We start from the raw sequence: 15935 nt of genomic DNA on the forward strand, positions 1-15935 counted from the left end.
TGTTGTTTTTTTTGGTGATGTATTTATATTAATATAACCCATTAAATCGTAGTAAGCCCTTTAGGGCTTTATCCTAGAAAGAGAGTCCTAAAGGACTCACTACGAGTTTTGTAGTAAGCCCTTTAGGGCTTTATCCTAGAAAGAGAGTCCTAAAGGACTCACTACGAGTTTTGTAGTAAGCCCTTTAGGGCTTTATCCTAGAAAGAGAGTCCTAAAGGACTCACTACTAGGCGCCCATTCCTGAATATTGTTTTAATCCCCGTTTCCATAGCCAACGGTTGATAATTAAAAACAAAATTCCCCAAAAGAACATGATCAATAAACCTCGAAATAAATCAACGGGAAATCCCACAATAATAGAAGCGGGAAAATAAATTAGGTAGGGAAAGGGAGTCCATAATGTTATTTCCCGAATCAAGGGAGGAAAGACTGTTAAAGGGGCAATTATTCCTGATAAAAATATATAGGGTAAATACCAAATTTTTTCAATAGCACTAGCTCTTTCTATCCAAAATGACAATAAAGCAAAGGTATATTGAATAATAAACCGTAGCATAAAAGCTAAAATTAATACTAATAAAAATAATAAGGTTTGTCCTAAACTGGGTATCCAAAAAGATTCAGGATAGAGGGCAAAAAATAAAAGAATTAGCCCAACAATAAAGGGAAAACGGGCAAATCGTTCGGCAATATGGCTAAGAAAATGATGCCAAACTGGATCAATGGGTTGTAATAATCGAGGGGAAAGTTTTCCTTGAATTACTTCTTTTTCAAACTCCCAAATTACCCAAACCACATTACTTTGTCGGACAATAAAAGCAGCCAAAAAATATCGAGCAAATTCAATAGAACTGAGTCCAATATTACCTGTTTCGGAGGCTTTTATCCAAATTCCCATTAAAATAAAAGGTAAGGAGCCAGACAATACCCAGAAAAATAATTCGGCTCGATATTCAACCATATAAGCATAGTAGGTTGATAGGAAAGTTCGAGCTATTTTTAAAATATGTTTCATAATATTATTCAATTAAAATTATTTTTTTGACGAAAAGTTCTGAAGTTTTATCTATTTTTAACATTTGTTTTAATTTTGACCATTGTTGTCTTCTATTTAAAAGAGAGGATATTAATAATTTCCAGCCTTGAGCAGAAAACAAAGATTTTGAGGAAAAACAAATAGCGTTTTTAACTTTAGCTCTTTTTAATGCCACCAGACTCCAATGCAGTTTCAGATAATCCCTAATATGTTCAAGTCTAGGGAGTTGGATCTGATATTTTTGATTAACCAATTTATAGATTTTTTCCTTAATTAAAATATTAGTATCTAATCGCTTTTTTAGGGATATTTTTTGATTAAAAGCTCCTGGCCAAATTGTACGATAGGCTAAACACTGATTAATAAAAATTGCATCTCCAAATTGAGAAATTTTAATCCAAGAATCAATATCATCACAATTAGTATCCAAACTCGAATCCCAGCCACCGGATTTGATAAATGCTTCTTTGGAATAGGCAACTTGAACAGGGGTTCCAAATGGCACTTGTTCCAATAACATTCCATAGTGAATATCTTCCTGGGGAATATAATAAACTTTGCCAGGGCCGGTTAAGCGAGTCCGACTTAATTCTGTACCATTCGGGTCTATTTGACTCGCTTGACAAGAACAAATTACCGCCTGGGAGGATGAATTTTGATTGACTTTAGTTTGATAGGTTTCAATAGCTTTATTCATTTCCTCGATGCAATTTAACGCCAAATAATCATCATCATCTACGGGTTTAATCCAGTCTCCAGAAGCGGCTTTAACTCCAGCATTCATTGTGGCAGAATGGCCGAGATTACTGGGGTTACGATGATAAACTAAACGGTGATCTCCCTGTTGAATTAAGGAGGAAGATAAACTACGAACATAGTCTTCTGTTTGATCAGAGGAAGCATCATCAGCAACAACAACTTCACAAGGAATTGTTTGTTTCAATGCGGAATCAATTGCCCGTTTCAGTAAAGCAATGCGGTTATAGGTTGTAATCACGATGCTAAACTTCATCGGACTTCCTCGCTTAATGGTCTGCTAATTCTGTTATTATTAGCCTAACATATTTAGGGATCTCCTATATTGTTGTTTTTAGGATCGTCGGAGGCTGAATATTAAAAGCTCACAAAGTTTCCATGCAAACCGTAGGGAATATGATGTTTTAAGTGTAATCGAGCGATCGCACCTTTGCTCAAATCACGACTATCCAAAATCACAATCTCGGAACGATGATTTTGGGAATCATACACCACCGTTAATACCCATCCATCATCTTCGGCGATCGCATTTTTACGCGGAACAAATATGGGTTCACTCACAAATCCTTCCGGTGCTGCACTCCATAATTGACGCTGATTTGTGTTTAAATCCACTTTCAAAATTGCCTGTAAGGGGGCATTTACTTCGGCGTCGTGGGCGGCTGCTAAATATAAATAACGATAGGGTCTACCGACATAATTCGGATGTAAAGTCGGAAATTCACAACAGCGAGATTCAATCAGTTGACGTTCTACTTTTCCCGTAGTTAAACCCAAGGAAAAACGCCATAATTGTCCGGGGTCTAATAGACTAAAATCCGTTTCTCGATAATCTTGATTTGGGCTAATTTGGGATAAGGATTTATAACAAATAGAATCCACAAAAATAGTATCATCTTGTTCATAAGCATTGGCATGATGAAACACAAATCCCAAGGGCATTTCAAAATATTGAATTTTGCCATTTTTACCCCTGGGAATTACAATAATTTTAGTCGGTTTTTTGGTTTGAAAGTTAATACATTCTCCCGCTCCCGATAATCCTAATAAATAGGGAATGGGATTAAACTGGACTGGATTTTGGAAGAAAATACAATAATTAGGAGTAATAGCAAAATCGTGAATAAAAGCAAATCCAGGTACAGAATGAACCTGTTTTCTGAGTAACTTTCCTTGAGTAGAAATTTCATAAATTGTAATGGTGGTTGATAACATCGGTTTAATCGAAAAATTGACTAAACAGGGTTCACCGCCATTCCATTCACAATTAGGATCAATTCGAGGATGGGCTGAAAAGGCATCTCCGGGTTCTAAAATTCCCTCTAAATTATCAATTCCAATGGTTTCTAAGGTATTTGCATCCAGATGATAGGGTTGGGCAGCTTCCCATAATGCTAATAGTTTTCCCGCCCAATAAATGACGCTTGTATTAGCAATATTTTTGATTTTTAAATCCATAAAATTTGCTAACCATCCCCCAGCTTTTTGGGTTCCAAATACACCTCGATAGAGAATTTTTCCGGCTTTTTGTTCTTCTAAATAACCTTGAGTTTTGACAAATTTATTACAATAGTGGGCAGTACCTTTGGTAAAGCGAATCGCAGAAATCATGCCATCACCATCAAAGGGATGACGAAAACTTTGTCCATTAACATCTAATAAGCCTGGGCCATTTCGATAGAGGGTTCCTTCTAGTTCAGTCGGAATTTCTCCTTCAATATCTTCAATCCAATAGTCGTATTCATTAGGTTGAGAAAGATATCCTTTTGCCCAATCTTGGGGACTATAGGATAAGGTTTTTGTGGAATTTTCTGGCTGAGAAATTATATTTTTCATGTCTCTTAATTAAGGATTTACGGTTAATTGATCAAGTTCTGAGGGTTGAATGCTGACCATTGGAGGTTCGATTTCTGCATTACTATTGGGCAACCAATGAATTAGGGGAATAGGTAATAAGCTACTTAGGTTAGTAATCATCACCAGTAACCATAATTGGTCAAAATTGGTTTCCGTAATTCCTAAATAATAGGTAAGGATACCACCTAATTGATAAGAAATTAAACCTGCTAAATTAGAAACCGACATTAATAGGGCAAATAATGTGGCTTCTACCCCGGGAGGACAGAGGCGAGCAGCTAATATCAAAACAGGCATATAGGCAATTTGTCCCATCACGGTTAGGATTAAACTATCCCCCAAACTAAACCAATGATCATCAATTCCTAGGGTTCGGTTAGTGTGGGTGACTAATAGTAACATGGTCATCCCTAATAAGGTGGAAATAATTGTTGACCAAAAAAAGATTGTCCGAAAGGGAACGGACTTAAAAAATCTTTGAAATAGCCAAATTCCGAGTAAGGAGGCAATACTTGTAACTAAACGAACTCGCCCTAAAAATTCGGGTTGAAATCCTAATTCATTAGTGGTAAAAAAGAAAAATGCAGAATCAGCCGTGGGTGTGGCTTGCCAAAGAAAAATAAAGGCTGTAGGCAACCAAATTGATTTTTGGGTGATGGCTTGACGCAGATTTTTAATTTGAGATTTAACCGTTTGCCAATTGGAGGGTTGACCCTGAAATTCTTCTGCAATTAATCCCGCCACCATGGAAGTAATTAAGGGAAAAGTTGCCGTAATTAAAAATATGGTTTGCGGGGGAAATTGCTCTAATAAAAACCCCCCTAAATAGGCGGTAATTAATCCGCCAATAGCCGACGCTCCCCAGGAAGCGGATTGCAGCGAACCAATATTATTAATTGATTCGTGACGGGCTCTTTCAACAACTAAGGAATCGACAATTACATCGCCAATGGCCACGGAAAGGGAACTCAAGGCAATCGCCCCCGTAGCGGCTAAAGGAGTATGAACAATTGTGGCCATAGCCACCCAGGATAAGGCCCCCAATATTCCTGATAGGATTAAATAGGGACGACGGCGATAACCGAAAATCGGCAGACCGTCGGAAATAAAGCCAAATAGGGGTTTAATAATCCAGGGAATCGCCACAATTCCCAGTAATATTGACACTTCCGCCGGACTCATTCCCAGTTCATCCTTGAGGAAAAAACTCACCCCTAAACGGGCCAGTCCTAAAATTCCCTGGACAAAGTACACCAGTAAAATGGCTATCAGTTCTGGGGTTGGCTCGTTGTCAAAAAATATGGTTTTCTTAAAGAATTGCTTGGTTTTGGCGATGCTTGTTGCAGTCATCAGGATTTTGTAAACAAAAATTAAGAAATATGAATATATTTATCATAACCTACGGATCTACACTCCTAATCAGTTAACAGTTAACAGTCATCAGTCATCAGTCATCAGTCATCAGTCATCAGTGAACAGTCATCAGTTAACAGTCATCTCTTTACTGTTAACTGACAACCGATAAATTTTTCGGTGATAACTGATAACTCTTGCACTGATAACTGATAACTGTTTACTGATAACTGATTTACAGTACCCTTAAAATACTAGGAATACTGTCAATTTCATCAAAACCTTTAATTTCACTTAAAGCTTGATTAAAATTACCCTCCAAAACATCATGGGTAACTACAACAATTTCTGCTAAATTTTCATGAAATCCCGTTTGTACAATTGATTCTATACTGACATGATGCTGACCAAAACAAGTTCCTAATTTTCCAATTACCCCAGGAGAATCCTTGGTTAGAAACCGAGTATAAAAACGGGTGACTAAATCCTCCATCGGCGCAATTTTACAGTAATGTTGATGGGTACAATTCATCATTTCATGGGGAATAATCGGATTAACAACTTCTGCTTCTTGCATTTGTAAAACAGCAACAATATTTAAAATATCAGAAACTACAGCACTCGCCGTAGGCCCCGATCCGGCTCCCCTGCCAAAAAACATCACCTGTCCAATCGGTTCCCCTTCAACTAAAATGGCATTATAAACATCATTAATACTGGCTAAAGGATGGGATAAGGTCACTAAAGTTGGATGAACTCGAACTGATAATAAATCCTGTTCGGGAGTCGCCTGGGGACTGCGGGATGCGATCGCTAATAACTTAATCACAAATCCCAATTTTTCCGCATAGGTGATATCCGTCGCCGTTACCTTTCTAATTCCTTCACAGTAAACCTGTTCTAACTTAATTCTGCCTCCAAAAGCTAGGGACGCCAGAATCGCAATTTTATCCCCCGCATCTAAGCCATCAATATCGGCGGTGGGGTCAGCTTCTGCATATCCTAACCGTTGAGCATCCGCTAAGACTTCGGAGAAATCTGCCCCTTCATTTTTCATCCGGGTCAAAATATAGTTAGTTGTGCCATTAATAATTCCGGTGACTGTTTGAATTCGATTCGCACCCAAGGATTGTTTTAACGGTTGAATCACCGGAATCCCACCCCCAACGGCGGCTTCTAACATCACATAAACCCCTTTTTTATTCGCCGCATCAAAAATTTCACTCCCATAACGGGAAATCACGGCTTTATTGGCGGTGACAATATGCTTGCCATTTTCAATCGCTTGGAGAATTAGCGATCGCGCTGGTTCCAAACCCCCGATTAATTCCACCACAATATCAATGGCTGGATCAATCACAATTGCTTCTAAATCCGTTGTCAGCATATCTTCCGGTATATTGACACTCCGGGGTTTAGAAAGCGATCGCACCCCTACCCGATGCAAACTTAACTCCGATAACAAGGGATGACGACCCTCCGGGTTGGACAGAATTTCAACCACTCCGGTTCCAACTGTTCCCAGTCCTAATAAACCAATTTTAAAAACCACGATTCTAAACCATCCCTAACGCAAGGCTACACTTCTCATTTTTACATTAGAGGTTGACAATCTTGATGAATATGATCACCTAATTGATCTTCTTTTTAACAGACCAGATACTAAATTACCCTATTTTGTTGATTAATTAATTAATTTTTTTCCCGATTAAGTGCTACTAAAACCGCTTGCTGGCTGACATTTTTGTAAACTGTTTCTAAATATTGCATCACAATATCTATGTCAGATAACGTAGAACGATTTGTAGATTTAATTCCTATTGTAGCTAAATTTATTGCCCCTAAAATATCAAGTACCGTTTCACTACTCGGAGGAGGTGTAATCACAACTAAAGCGGAATCTAGCTGTTGAGAGTAATTCCAAAATTGATCTAATTTCAAGGAATTAGGATTAGATTTTATAGTGATTTCTTCCGAGGTAGCAACGTTAATTTCATCTTGACTTTGACCTCGCAACTGTCGTAAAGAATTAATAATTTGTTCGGCACTTTTTCCCCTAAGTTGAAACAAAACAAAAGGATCTTCACTAAAGCGATCGCCTAACATATAATAAACTGCGGCAATATGTTTACAGGGATTAGCTTGATCTGGACAACTACATTCAGAATGAACATTCTCTAGGGAAAAAGGAAATAATCTTAACCCATTGGCGGCAAATACATCCTCAATATCCTGTGGCATTTCTCCCGCTAATAATTTAGCACTAAAAATTGCCCGTTGTGATAGAGTTGCAATAATATAATTCCATTCTTCATCACTAAATATATCCAACCACAAAGAAACGGTATAAGGTTCGATTTGAGTCCCCTGAACCTGTGCTAAAACTTTTTGATCTTTAAATTCAATCTTTAAAACATTACCTTCTCTAGCGTAATTTCTGGCTCGTTCCAAGCGTTTTTTGAACCGATATTTGTCCAATAAATCTAACCATTGTTGTGACCACCATTCCTGACTCATTTTGTCCTCCTTCTAGTTGTTGCGCTTTAGCGCAGATAGTTGTTGCGCTTTAGCGCAGATAGTTGTTGCGCTTTAGCGCAGATAGTTGTTGCGCTTTAGCGCAGATAATTGTTGCGCTTTAGCGCAGATAGTTGTTGCGCTTTAGCGCACATAATTGTTATAAGATAAGATGCGCTTAAGCGCAACAACGGTGCTACAACGGGGTTTCTTCATCAATAATTGAGTTCCGATCTAATATTAATAGATTTCTGAGTTGATCGGTATCTAAAGCTGTTAACCAATCTTCTCCCGCACTAACAACCTGTTCCGCCAACGCTTTTTTACTTTCAATTAAATCATGGATTTTTTCCTCTAAAGTTCCTGTACAAACAAATTTATGGACTTGTACATTTCGGGTTTGACCAATTCTAAAAACTCGATCTGTCGCTTGATTTTCCACTGCTGGATTCCACCATCGGTCAAAGTGAAAAACATGATTCGCCCGGGTTAAATTTAAACCTACTCCTCCAGCCTTTAACGATAATATCATAATCGGTGGAGCTTGGGGATCATTTTGAAACCGATCAATCATTTCTTCCCGTTTATTTTTTGAGGTACTTCCATATAAAAATAATATTTCTCGGTTGAAATAATCTTCTAAATAGGGTTGTAATACTTTTCCCCATTCAGCAAATTGAGTAAAAATTAAAGCCCGATCTCCTTCAGCTAAAACCTCATCTAACATTTCCGTCAAACGTTGTAATTTTCCCGAATATTGGGTTTTAATTATATCTGATTTTTTACTATTTTTAACTTTAGCTTCGATTAAAACCGGATGGTTGCAAAGTTGTTTAAGTTTCACTAATAAAGCTAAAATCATTCCTCGACGTTGAATTCCTTCCGCATCATCAATTTTTGCCAAGGAGTCATCGACAATTTTTTGATATAGGGTTGCTTGTTCAGTTGTTAAAGGACAAAATACTATATTTTCCTGTTTTTCGGGTAAATCTTGAATAATATCCTTATCGGTTTTTAACCGACGTAAAATAAAAGGTTGAACAAGCGATCGCAAAATCTTTAAAGAGTCCGTATCCCCATATTTTTCAATCGGAATTGCAAACCGTCGTTGAAAAAATAGCCGTTGTCCTAAATACCCTGGATTTAAAAAATCCATAATTGACCACAATTCCGATAGGCGATTTTCTACCGGAGTTCCAGTTAATGCTATTTTAAACGATGCGTTAATATTTTTAATAGTTTTTGATTGTTTAGCATCGGGATTTTTAATATTTTGGGCTTCATCTAATACCAATCCTTGCCAAGTTACTCCTTGCAATTCTTTCTGATCTCGGAAGGTTAAGGGATAACTGGTAATCACTAAATTTTTATCTTGAATAACCTTAGCAAAATTATTACCTTTGGCGCGTTTATCGCCATGATGAACTATTACATTTAAGGTCGGACTAAACTTTTTAACCTCCCGTTCCCAATTCCCTAAAACCGATGTTGGACAAACCAATAAAACCGGATTTTCTAAACTATTTTGTTCTTTTAAATGCAGTAAAAAAGCAATAAATTCTATGGTTTTTCCCAATCCCATATCATCAGCTAAACACGCACCTAAACCCCATTGTTCTAGGAAAGATAACCAACCTGCACCTCTAGCTTGATAGGGTCGTAATTCCCCTTTAAAATCTTTAGGATTTGGAATCGGTTCTAAGTTACGATTATTGGTTAAAGTATTCAATAATTCCTGTAATTTTCCTCCCGCTTCAAAGTTAACAACGGGTAATTTTTCAATCATTTGAGTATCTCCCGTTGATAACCTTAACGCATCTTCTAAAGAAAGAGTCATTTCATCTTTTCTTTGACTAAAAAATATCTTTGCCGATCTAATATCCGATTCCCGTAACTCCACCCATTCCCCATTAATTTCTACTAACGGACTTTCCTTAGCAACTAAGCGATCAAATTCCGCTTTAGTCATGGTTTGACCACCAATAGATAATTGCCATTTAAAGTTCAATAAACTTTTTAATCCTAATCTTTCATTGGTTTTTAATTTAGGCGTTTCTGCTTTAATACTTAATCCTAATCGACTCGCCCATCCCTCTCGATTTGCTAAACTCGGAGGTAATATTACCCCTAAACCACTATCAGTAAAACGCCAAGCATAGCTTTTCAAGAATTGATAAGCTTGTAAAGGATTTAAACTACAGCTTTGGGGGCGTGCTTGCTGTAAACTGGTTTCAATTACCGGATATAATTTTGAAGCCAATCCTAAGCCTTTTAACAGGGTTTCCTGGGGATGTTTAATCGTTCTCCCTCGATAATTAAACGAGTCAACGGGATGATTCCAAACAATATTGGAATTAACAATAAATTCAGGTTGATCAATAGCTTGTAGACAATATTCTAATTGCCAATTAGGATTATATTCTGTGGGAGGATGTAAATGAAAAGCCGTCGAAAATAGATTAGGTTCAGACAAGGAATATTGTAGGGGAGCAGTCCAATTTTTTAAAGTGGTTTCTAAGGATTCTATTTCTATTAATTCGGCATTAATAGTATTTTCCTGTTCCCCCAAACTTTGTAACCATTTCTGCCAAATTGGAAGTGATAAAATCGCTTTTTTATTAACTTCCTTGGCTACATTTCTCACCTGTTGATCAATCATTACCGATAAAAAATTAATAATAATATCCTGAGCAGATAGGGGCAAATTAATCGCTAAACTATCACCTGCTATTAACTCCTGATACACTCGACAAACCCTTGGCATTTGTTGGGCAAAACGCAATAATCGAGCTTGATCAATAGCACTATCAAGAAGCGGTTGCCATTGAGATATAATAGTTTGATCAGATTGTTGAATTAATCCAGGTAAAAATTTAGATCTAGCTAATAAATCCAAACTCCAACGAGCAATATGTGACCAAAAACGTAGATCTTCCCCCAGGTCGGAATCAGATGTTATAACGGTATTCAAGGGTAGGGATTGTAAAAATTGAAACGCTTGTTTAGGATTAAGAGAAATTCCCGTAATTTGCCAAGGATAAAGATAGGATTTAGGAATATTAGTTGTAGCAGAATAAATCGGAGTCAGGTCTCCAGATTCAGAAATATCTGTTGGTAACGCTATAATTTGTTGGGATAGAATATTTGATAACCCCATATTTTTTAACAAGGGTTGAGTCAATAATTCTGTATCATTTAAAGCAAAGGGATATGGAAAAATTTGTTCTGAAGAAAAGGACTCCGACGGGACTCGCCGCCAGGTTTCTCCCCAGAGGAAAAAACACCCCTTCGACGTCATGCACCAACTTCCATGTAAAATTGCCATATTGATCAGATTGTGATTGGAAAAAATATTGGGTTTTCTTGCGTTAACCCAACCGACGAGAAAAGATTGGAAAAATAGCCTTATTGCTAAACCACCAATATCAAACCCTAAATAATTTTAGTTTAAATATCCCTAAAAAAATATGAAAGCCTCGGAAACCAAGCTACAAAAGATTTTAGAAGGAACCCAACAATATCTCGTTCCCCTATTTCAACGTTTCTATAGCTGGGAACGTCAACAATGGGAAAATTTATGGGACGATCTGATAGATTTGACAGAACAGGAAACAATGAGACCTCATTTTATGGGTTCTATTGTGACTATGCAAACGGTTTCTGTCCCGGAAGGAGTGTCTAAATATTTATTAATTGATGGACAACAAAGACTGATAACTATATAGTAAAAGATTCTTAATAGGTAATGTTTAAGCTCTTTAATGTTAGCATAAATAGATGGAGCGCGTGAAGCGAAACTATCCCGAATCCCAAAGCGCTTAGGCTCCACCAGCCGCAGGCATCGCCCCTAAAAACTCAACTACTAACCAATAGCATTAGCCAAACTCTAATCCCTCGATAGTTGCTATAATATCCTTAACAAATAACTCAATAAATGTATGAAAATTAGAGCGATCATTCATCCATCAGCAGAAGGTGGCTATTGGGAAGAAGTTCCAGCACTTCCCGGCTGTATTACTGAAGGAGAAACCAAGGTTGGGTTTTAAAAAGAATTACTGGAAGTCATTATATCTATGAAAACCCATAATTAGAACAAATTTTGTCAATTCCTGTTCACCGCAATCAAGATTTGAAAGTTGGAACCTTGAGAGCTTTAATGAAAATAGCCGAGCTATCTGAGGAAGATTTACTCTGTCCGAACGAACCCTTACAACTCAAAAAGCAAGAAATAATACCATGATTACCCTAAATATAGATGACATTCAACACAATTTATCAGGATTTATCAAACTGATTCAAGAAGGTAATAGCTTGATCATTACTCAAGCTGATCAACCTATTGCTGAAATCAAACCAATACTAACAAAACCACCTCAAAAAGAACGCCGTCCTATTGGTTTATGTGAGGGTGAATTTGTTGTACCTGATGATTTTAATGATCCCCTCCCTGGAGAAATTATTAAATTATTTGAAAATCCATGAAAATTCTGTTAGATACTCATATATTTCTGTGGCTTATTACTAATAATAAACGACTTTACCCAAAAATTTGTGATGCTATTAGCAATCAAGATAACGAAATTTATCTCAGTGTAGTTTCTGTTTGGGAAGCTTGGACTGTGAATTCTCCCCGGATAAATGTCTTCTGGTAAACTACCTCTAATTATAAAATAAATTTTATTTTTCTAATATAACAGGTTCTATGGGAAAATTATAACTGTGTAATATTTTATTTATTGACTGGTTACTGGTGAGAGTTATGAACAAGACTTTATTGATTGCTGGAACGGATACAAATGTGGGGAAAACAGTATTAACAACGGCGTTAATTTCCTATTGGCAAACCTATTATTTATCTCGAACTTTAGGGGTATTTAAACCGATTCAAACGGGAGAGGGCGATCGGGAATTATATACTCAACTTTTTGATTTAGGTCAGTCGATTGAAGACATTAATCCTTTGCATTTTAAAGCCCCTCTTGCTCCTCCAATTGCAGCCGAACTGGAAGGAAAAATAGTCGATTTAAAGTTAGTTTGGTCGCATTTTTGTCAGTTGCAAGAGCGTCGGGATTTTGTATTAATAGAAGGGTTGGGGGGGTTGGGTTCTCCAGTGACTCATGAATTAATAGTTGCTGATTTGGCACGGGATTGGCATTTACCGACTATTTTAGTGGTTCCGGTTCGTTTAGGTGCGATCGCTCAGGCGGTGGCTAATGTGGCTTTAGCTCGACAAACGGGGGTATTTCTGAAAGGTTTGGTCTTAAATTGTGTCGAACCTGTTTCTGAACAGGATATTGAAAATTGGACTCCTACCCATCTGATAGAATCTTTAACCCAAATTCCAATTTTAGGAATTTTACCCCATCTTGATACACCAACGGATCGAGAAAAATTGACTCAAATTGCTGCAAATTTAGACATAGAAACTATTTTTAATTAATCACAAAGATGTAGGGGCGGGTTCTGTAATAATTTATGTTCAGCACAAATAATCTGAAAAACCCGCCCAAACCCAGCATTGATTTTCAGTTAATCTGGAATTTTATTGGACAATAGTTGGGGCGGGTTTAAGTAGGTTATTTGTGCAGATTAAAGATTAATTCGGAACCCGCCCCTACAAACATTAAAATAATGTTATAATTAATTTTAGATCCTTAAATAGATTTTTCAGATTTTCTGCACACCGATGGTTTCTACAATTCCCAGCTTAAATTCAGTCAATAACTCACAACTGCGACTAGATATCCGTAACTTACAGCCGCAGTTAATCGAATGGCGTCGCCACTTACATCAGTATCCTGAATTGGGATTTAAGGAAACCTTAACGGCGGAATTTGTTGCCGAAAAACTGAAAAAATGGGGAATTGAGCATGAAACCGGAATTGCTAAAACCGGAATTGTGGCTATTATTGATAGTGGAAAACCCGGGCCAGTTTTAGCGATTCGCGCCGATTTAGACGCCTTACCAATTCAAGAAGAAAATGATGTTTCTTATAAATCTCAACATCAGGGAATTATGCACGCCTGCGGCCATGATGGTCATACGGCGATTGCTTTAGGAACTGCCTATTATTTAGCCCATCATCGCCATAGTTTTCAAGGGTTAGTTAAAATTATTTTTCAACCCGCCGAAGAAGGGCCGGGGGGTGCTAAACCGATGATTGAAGCGGGGGTTTTAAAGAACCCTAATGTTGATGCTTTGATTGGACTCCACCTATGGAATAATTTACCCTTGGGAACTATTGGAGTCCGTAGTGGCGGGTTAATGGCGGCGGTAGAAAAATTTCAATGTACAATCTATGGAAAGGGCGGACATGGTGCGATTCCCCATCAAACTATTGATTCCATTGTGGTTGCTTCCCATATTGTTTTAGCCTTACAAACTATTGTTTCTCGGAATGTTAATCCCTTAGATGCAGCCGTTGTTAGTGTGGGTTCCCTTCATGCTGGAAATACCGATAATGTGATTGCGGATAGTGCTAAAATGTTGGGAACAGTGCGCTATTTTAATCCTAGCTATAAAGGGTTTTTTGGGAGTCGAGTTGAACAAATTATTGCCGGGGTTTGCCAAAGTCATGGGGCGAGTTATGAACTTAATTATGCCTCTTTATATCCTCCGGTGATTAATGATAAACGGATTACGGAGTTGGTACAAAGTGTGGCGGAAACTTTAGTTGAAACTCCCGCCGGAGTTGTGCCAGAATGCCAAACCATGGCGGCGGAAGATATTGCCTATTTTCTCCAAGAAGTTCCCGGTTGTTATTTCTTTTTGGGTTCGGCAAATGTGGATAAAAATTTGGATTTTCCCCATCATCATCCCCGTTTTGATTTTGATGAAACTGTCTTAGCAATGGGTGTGGAAATGTTTGTGCGCTGTGTGGAAAAATTCTGCGTTGGTAATCATTTAACAGTTAACAGCTAGTAGAGACGCGCCATGGCACGTCTCTACTTATATAGAGACGCGCCATGGCACGTCTCTACTTATATAGCAACCGTCAAGGCAGTTAGGATACCAGACGGATTTTAGAACCCAGACGGTGAAGTATTTTCCCCCCAAGCCCCCCGTGCACGGGGGGTTTGGGGGGGCTGTTCCCAGATCCGGCGTTCCCAGATCCGGCGTTCCCTGCTATAACTGAATTATTGGCAAAACTCAAATTTAGCAAGGTCTTTGGGTAAGGATGGAGCATAGGGAACTTTGACCCCTTTGGGTGCTAAAATACCAATTCCATAAACACATCCATCTTTGCGGCTACAACTGGTCATATTAAGATTAAGTTCATAAATATTAGCAGCCGGAGGTTTAAATGGCATCACAGATAAAGTATCTTTTTCTGATTGTAAAACCTTCCCATCCAGGGTTTTAATACTTAAATTTACATCGGTACAATTTTCGTCACAATAGCCAACAAATAAATATTCTATCGCAGGATCAAGTCTAATGGTTAGAGGAGCATTCGCCTTCGCCGGCCCCTTACGGACAATCGGCCAAAATGCCAATTCAAAACCGTCTCTCCCCGCATCCTTAACTACTTCTTTGAGTTTACAAACGACTGTTTTCTCATCTGCGGTGAGTTCCCTAGCAACCGCAGTCCCCAGGAACACTGTACCCAACAAAAGCGCAAATCCAGGCAAGATAAAATGTTTGCTGTTCATCGATAATTTTTGGGAAGGGATGGTATGTCGCAAAATTGAAAATACTCAGGAGGATATCATACTTTGGCACAATTGTTACTGGCATTATGGGCTTTTAAATCATCTATCGTAAATAGACTCTGAAATTCTAAGCCTTCCTGCTGATAGAGTTCCCCGCCCCCCTGTTGTCTGTCTACTAAAGCGATAATATGATGGGCCTGATATCCCGCATCCTGTAGGCGTTTGACCGCTTTCATTGCCGATTGTCCCGTAGTCACCACATCCTCAAGGACTACCACCTGGGCGTCAGGGGGTAAAGTTGGCCCCTCAATATAGGCCTGGGTTCCATGTCCTTTGGCTTCCTTGCGAACAATTAAGGCAAAAACTGGCCGATTTTGATAGGCAGAAACCACACTCACCGCCGAAACCATCGGGTCAGCACCGAGGGTTAATCCGGCCACCGCTTGGGTATCTTCGGGTAACATTGCTAATAATAAACGGCCAATAGCCAAAGCTCCATGGGGATGCAAAGTGACTTGTTTACCATTAATATAGTAGGAACTCTGTTGACCGGAAGAAAGTACAAAATCTCCTTCTTTATAGGCGAATTGACAAAATAAATCCAGTAGCCAATGGCGCAGGGTTGCTAAGTCCGTTGTGGCGACAGACTCATTCAGAATTACCGGATGTTGATGTTGATCCATTGATGATTAGACGGGATTGAGTGCATTTTCTTAGTTTACTATAGAAATTGATGAATTTATAAAGATTTATAATTTATTATCAA

At 38.2% G+C, this 15935-nt stretch carries 14 protein-coding genes and 1 pseudogene; 6 read left to right on the plus strand and 9 right to left on the minus strand.

What is annotated here, in order from left to right; all coding sequences use genetic code 11:
- Nucleotides 1–226: 226 nt before the first annotated feature.
- The 7 genes from NMG86_RS03995 to NMG86_RS04025 form a co-directional block, all read right to left on the minus strand.
- Nucleotides 227–1015 carry an ABC transporter permease gene (locus tag NMG86_RS03995; RefSeq protein WP_026797063.1) on the minus strand — a complete coding sequence of 263 codons (789 nt, stop codon included), beginning with the start codon at nucleotides 1013–1015 and terminating at the stop codon, nucleotides 227–229.
- Between the two features lie 4 nt (nucleotides 1016–1019).
- On the minus strand, nucleotides 1020–2048 hold the full coding sequence (locus NMG86_RS04000) for a glycosyltransferase family 2 protein (RefSeq protein ID WP_026797064.1): 1029 nt from the start codon (nucleotides 2046–2048) through the stop codon (nucleotides 1020–1022).
- Nucleotides 2049–2149: 101 nt separating this feature from the next.
- Nucleotides 2150–3628, minus strand: coding sequence for a carotenoid oxygenase family protein (locus tag NMG86_RS04005; protein ID WP_026797065.1), 1479 nt, complete (start codon nucleotides 3626–3628; stop codon nucleotides 2150–2152).
- A 9-nt stretch (nucleotides 3629–3637) separates the two neighbouring features.
- Nucleotides 3638–4999 carry a folate/biopterin family MFS transporter gene (locus NMG86_RS04010; RefSeq protein ID WP_087882133.1) on the minus strand — a complete coding sequence of 454 codons (1362 nt, stop codon included), beginning with the start codon at nucleotides 4997–4999 and terminating at the stop codon, nucleotides 3638–3640.
- Between the two features lie 238 nt (nucleotides 5000–5237).
- Nucleotides 5238–6554, minus strand: coding sequence for a homoserine dehydrogenase (locus NMG86_RS04015; RefSeq protein ID WP_026797066.1), 1317 nt, complete (start codon nucleotides 6552–6554; stop codon nucleotides 5238–5240).
- A gap of 140 nt (nucleotides 6555–6694) precedes the next feature.
- Entirely contained in the window at nucleotides 6695–7519 is an 825-nt protein-coding gene (locus NMG86_RS04020; RefSeq protein WP_026797067.1) for an SWIM zinc finger family protein, read from the minus strand.
- Nucleotides 7520–7712: 193 nt separating this feature from the next.
- Complete coding sequence (locus NMG86_RS04025) at nucleotides 7713–10841, minus strand: sll1366 family intein-prone helicase (RefSeq protein ID WP_026797068.1); 3129 nt, start codon at nucleotides 10839–10841, stop codon at nucleotides 7713–7715.
- Between the two features lie 142 nt (nucleotides 10842–10983).
- On the opposite strand from NMG86_RS04025, the gene NMG86_RS04030 reads away from it, so the two are divergent.
- From NMG86_RS04030 to NMG86_RS04055, 6 genes and pseudogenes are all read left to right on the plus strand, one after another.
- Nucleotides 10984–11241 (plus strand): DUF262 domain-containing protein, encoded by a 258-nt coding sequence (locus NMG86_RS04030; protein WP_026788777.1) that lies wholly within the window; start codon nucleotides 10984–10986, stop codon nucleotides 11239–11241.
- Nucleotides 11242–11454: 213 nt separating this feature from the next.
- Nucleotides 11455–11547: pseudogene (locus NMG86_RS04035) on the plus strand (type II toxin-antitoxin system HicB family antitoxin); the annotation flags it as partial.
- A gap of 68 nt (nucleotides 11548–11615) precedes the next feature.
- The gene (locus NMG86_RS04040; protein ID WP_237157257.1) at nucleotides 11616–11756 is read left to right on the plus strand and encodes a type II toxin-antitoxin system HicA family toxin; all 141 of its coding nucleotides are present in this window, start codon (nucleotides 11616–11618) and stop codon (nucleotides 11754–11756) included.
- Nucleotides 11753–11998 (plus strand): type II toxin-antitoxin system Phd/YefM family antitoxin, encoded by a 246-nt coding sequence (locus tag NMG86_RS04045; RefSeq protein ID WP_026788778.1) that lies wholly within the window; start codon nucleotides 11753–11755, stop codon nucleotides 11996–11998. The genes NMG86_RS04040 and NMG86_RS04045 overlap by 4 nt, the downstream gene beginning before the upstream one ends.
- Nucleotides 11999–12275: 277 nt before the next feature.
- Nucleotides 12276–12956 carry a dethiobiotin synthase gene (bioD, locus tag NMG86_RS04050; protein ID WP_026788779.1) on the plus strand — a complete coding sequence of 227 codons (681 nt, stop codon included), beginning with the start codon at nucleotides 12276–12278 and terminating at the stop codon, nucleotides 12954–12956.
- A gap of 246 nt (nucleotides 12957–13202) precedes the next feature.
- Complete coding sequence (locus NMG86_RS04055; protein ID WP_026788780.1) at nucleotides 13203–14438, plus strand: M20 family metallopeptidase; 1236 nt, start codon at nucleotides 13203–13205, stop codon at nucleotides 14436–14438.
- A 215-nt stretch (nucleotides 14439–14653) separates the two neighbouring features.
- Here the strand turns inward: NMG86_RS04055 and NMG86_RS04060 are convergent, their stop codons facing one another.
- Together NMG86_RS04060 and pyrE are read right to left on the minus strand one after the other, a co-directional pair.
- Nucleotides 14654–15169: a hypothetical protein gene (locus tag NMG86_RS04060; protein WP_026788781.1), complete on the minus strand. Its 516-nt coding sequence runs from the start codon at nucleotides 15167–15169 to the stop codon at nucleotides 14654–14656.
- Between the two features lie 56 nt (nucleotides 15170–15225).
- Nucleotides 15226–15852 carry an orotate phosphoribosyltransferase gene (pyrE, locus tag NMG86_RS04065; RefSeq protein WP_043937933.1) on the minus strand — a complete coding sequence of 209 codons (627 nt, stop codon included), beginning with the start codon at nucleotides 15850–15852 and terminating at the stop codon, nucleotides 15226–15228.
- Between the last annotated feature and the right edge of the window lie 83 nt (nucleotides 15853–15935).

Origin of the sequence: Planktothrix rubescens CCAP 1459/22, from assembly GCA_904830895.1 — a bacterium.
Lineage (GTDB): Bacteria > Cyanobacteriota > Cyanobacteriia > Cyanobacteriales > Microcoleaceae > Planktothrix > Planktothrix agardhii.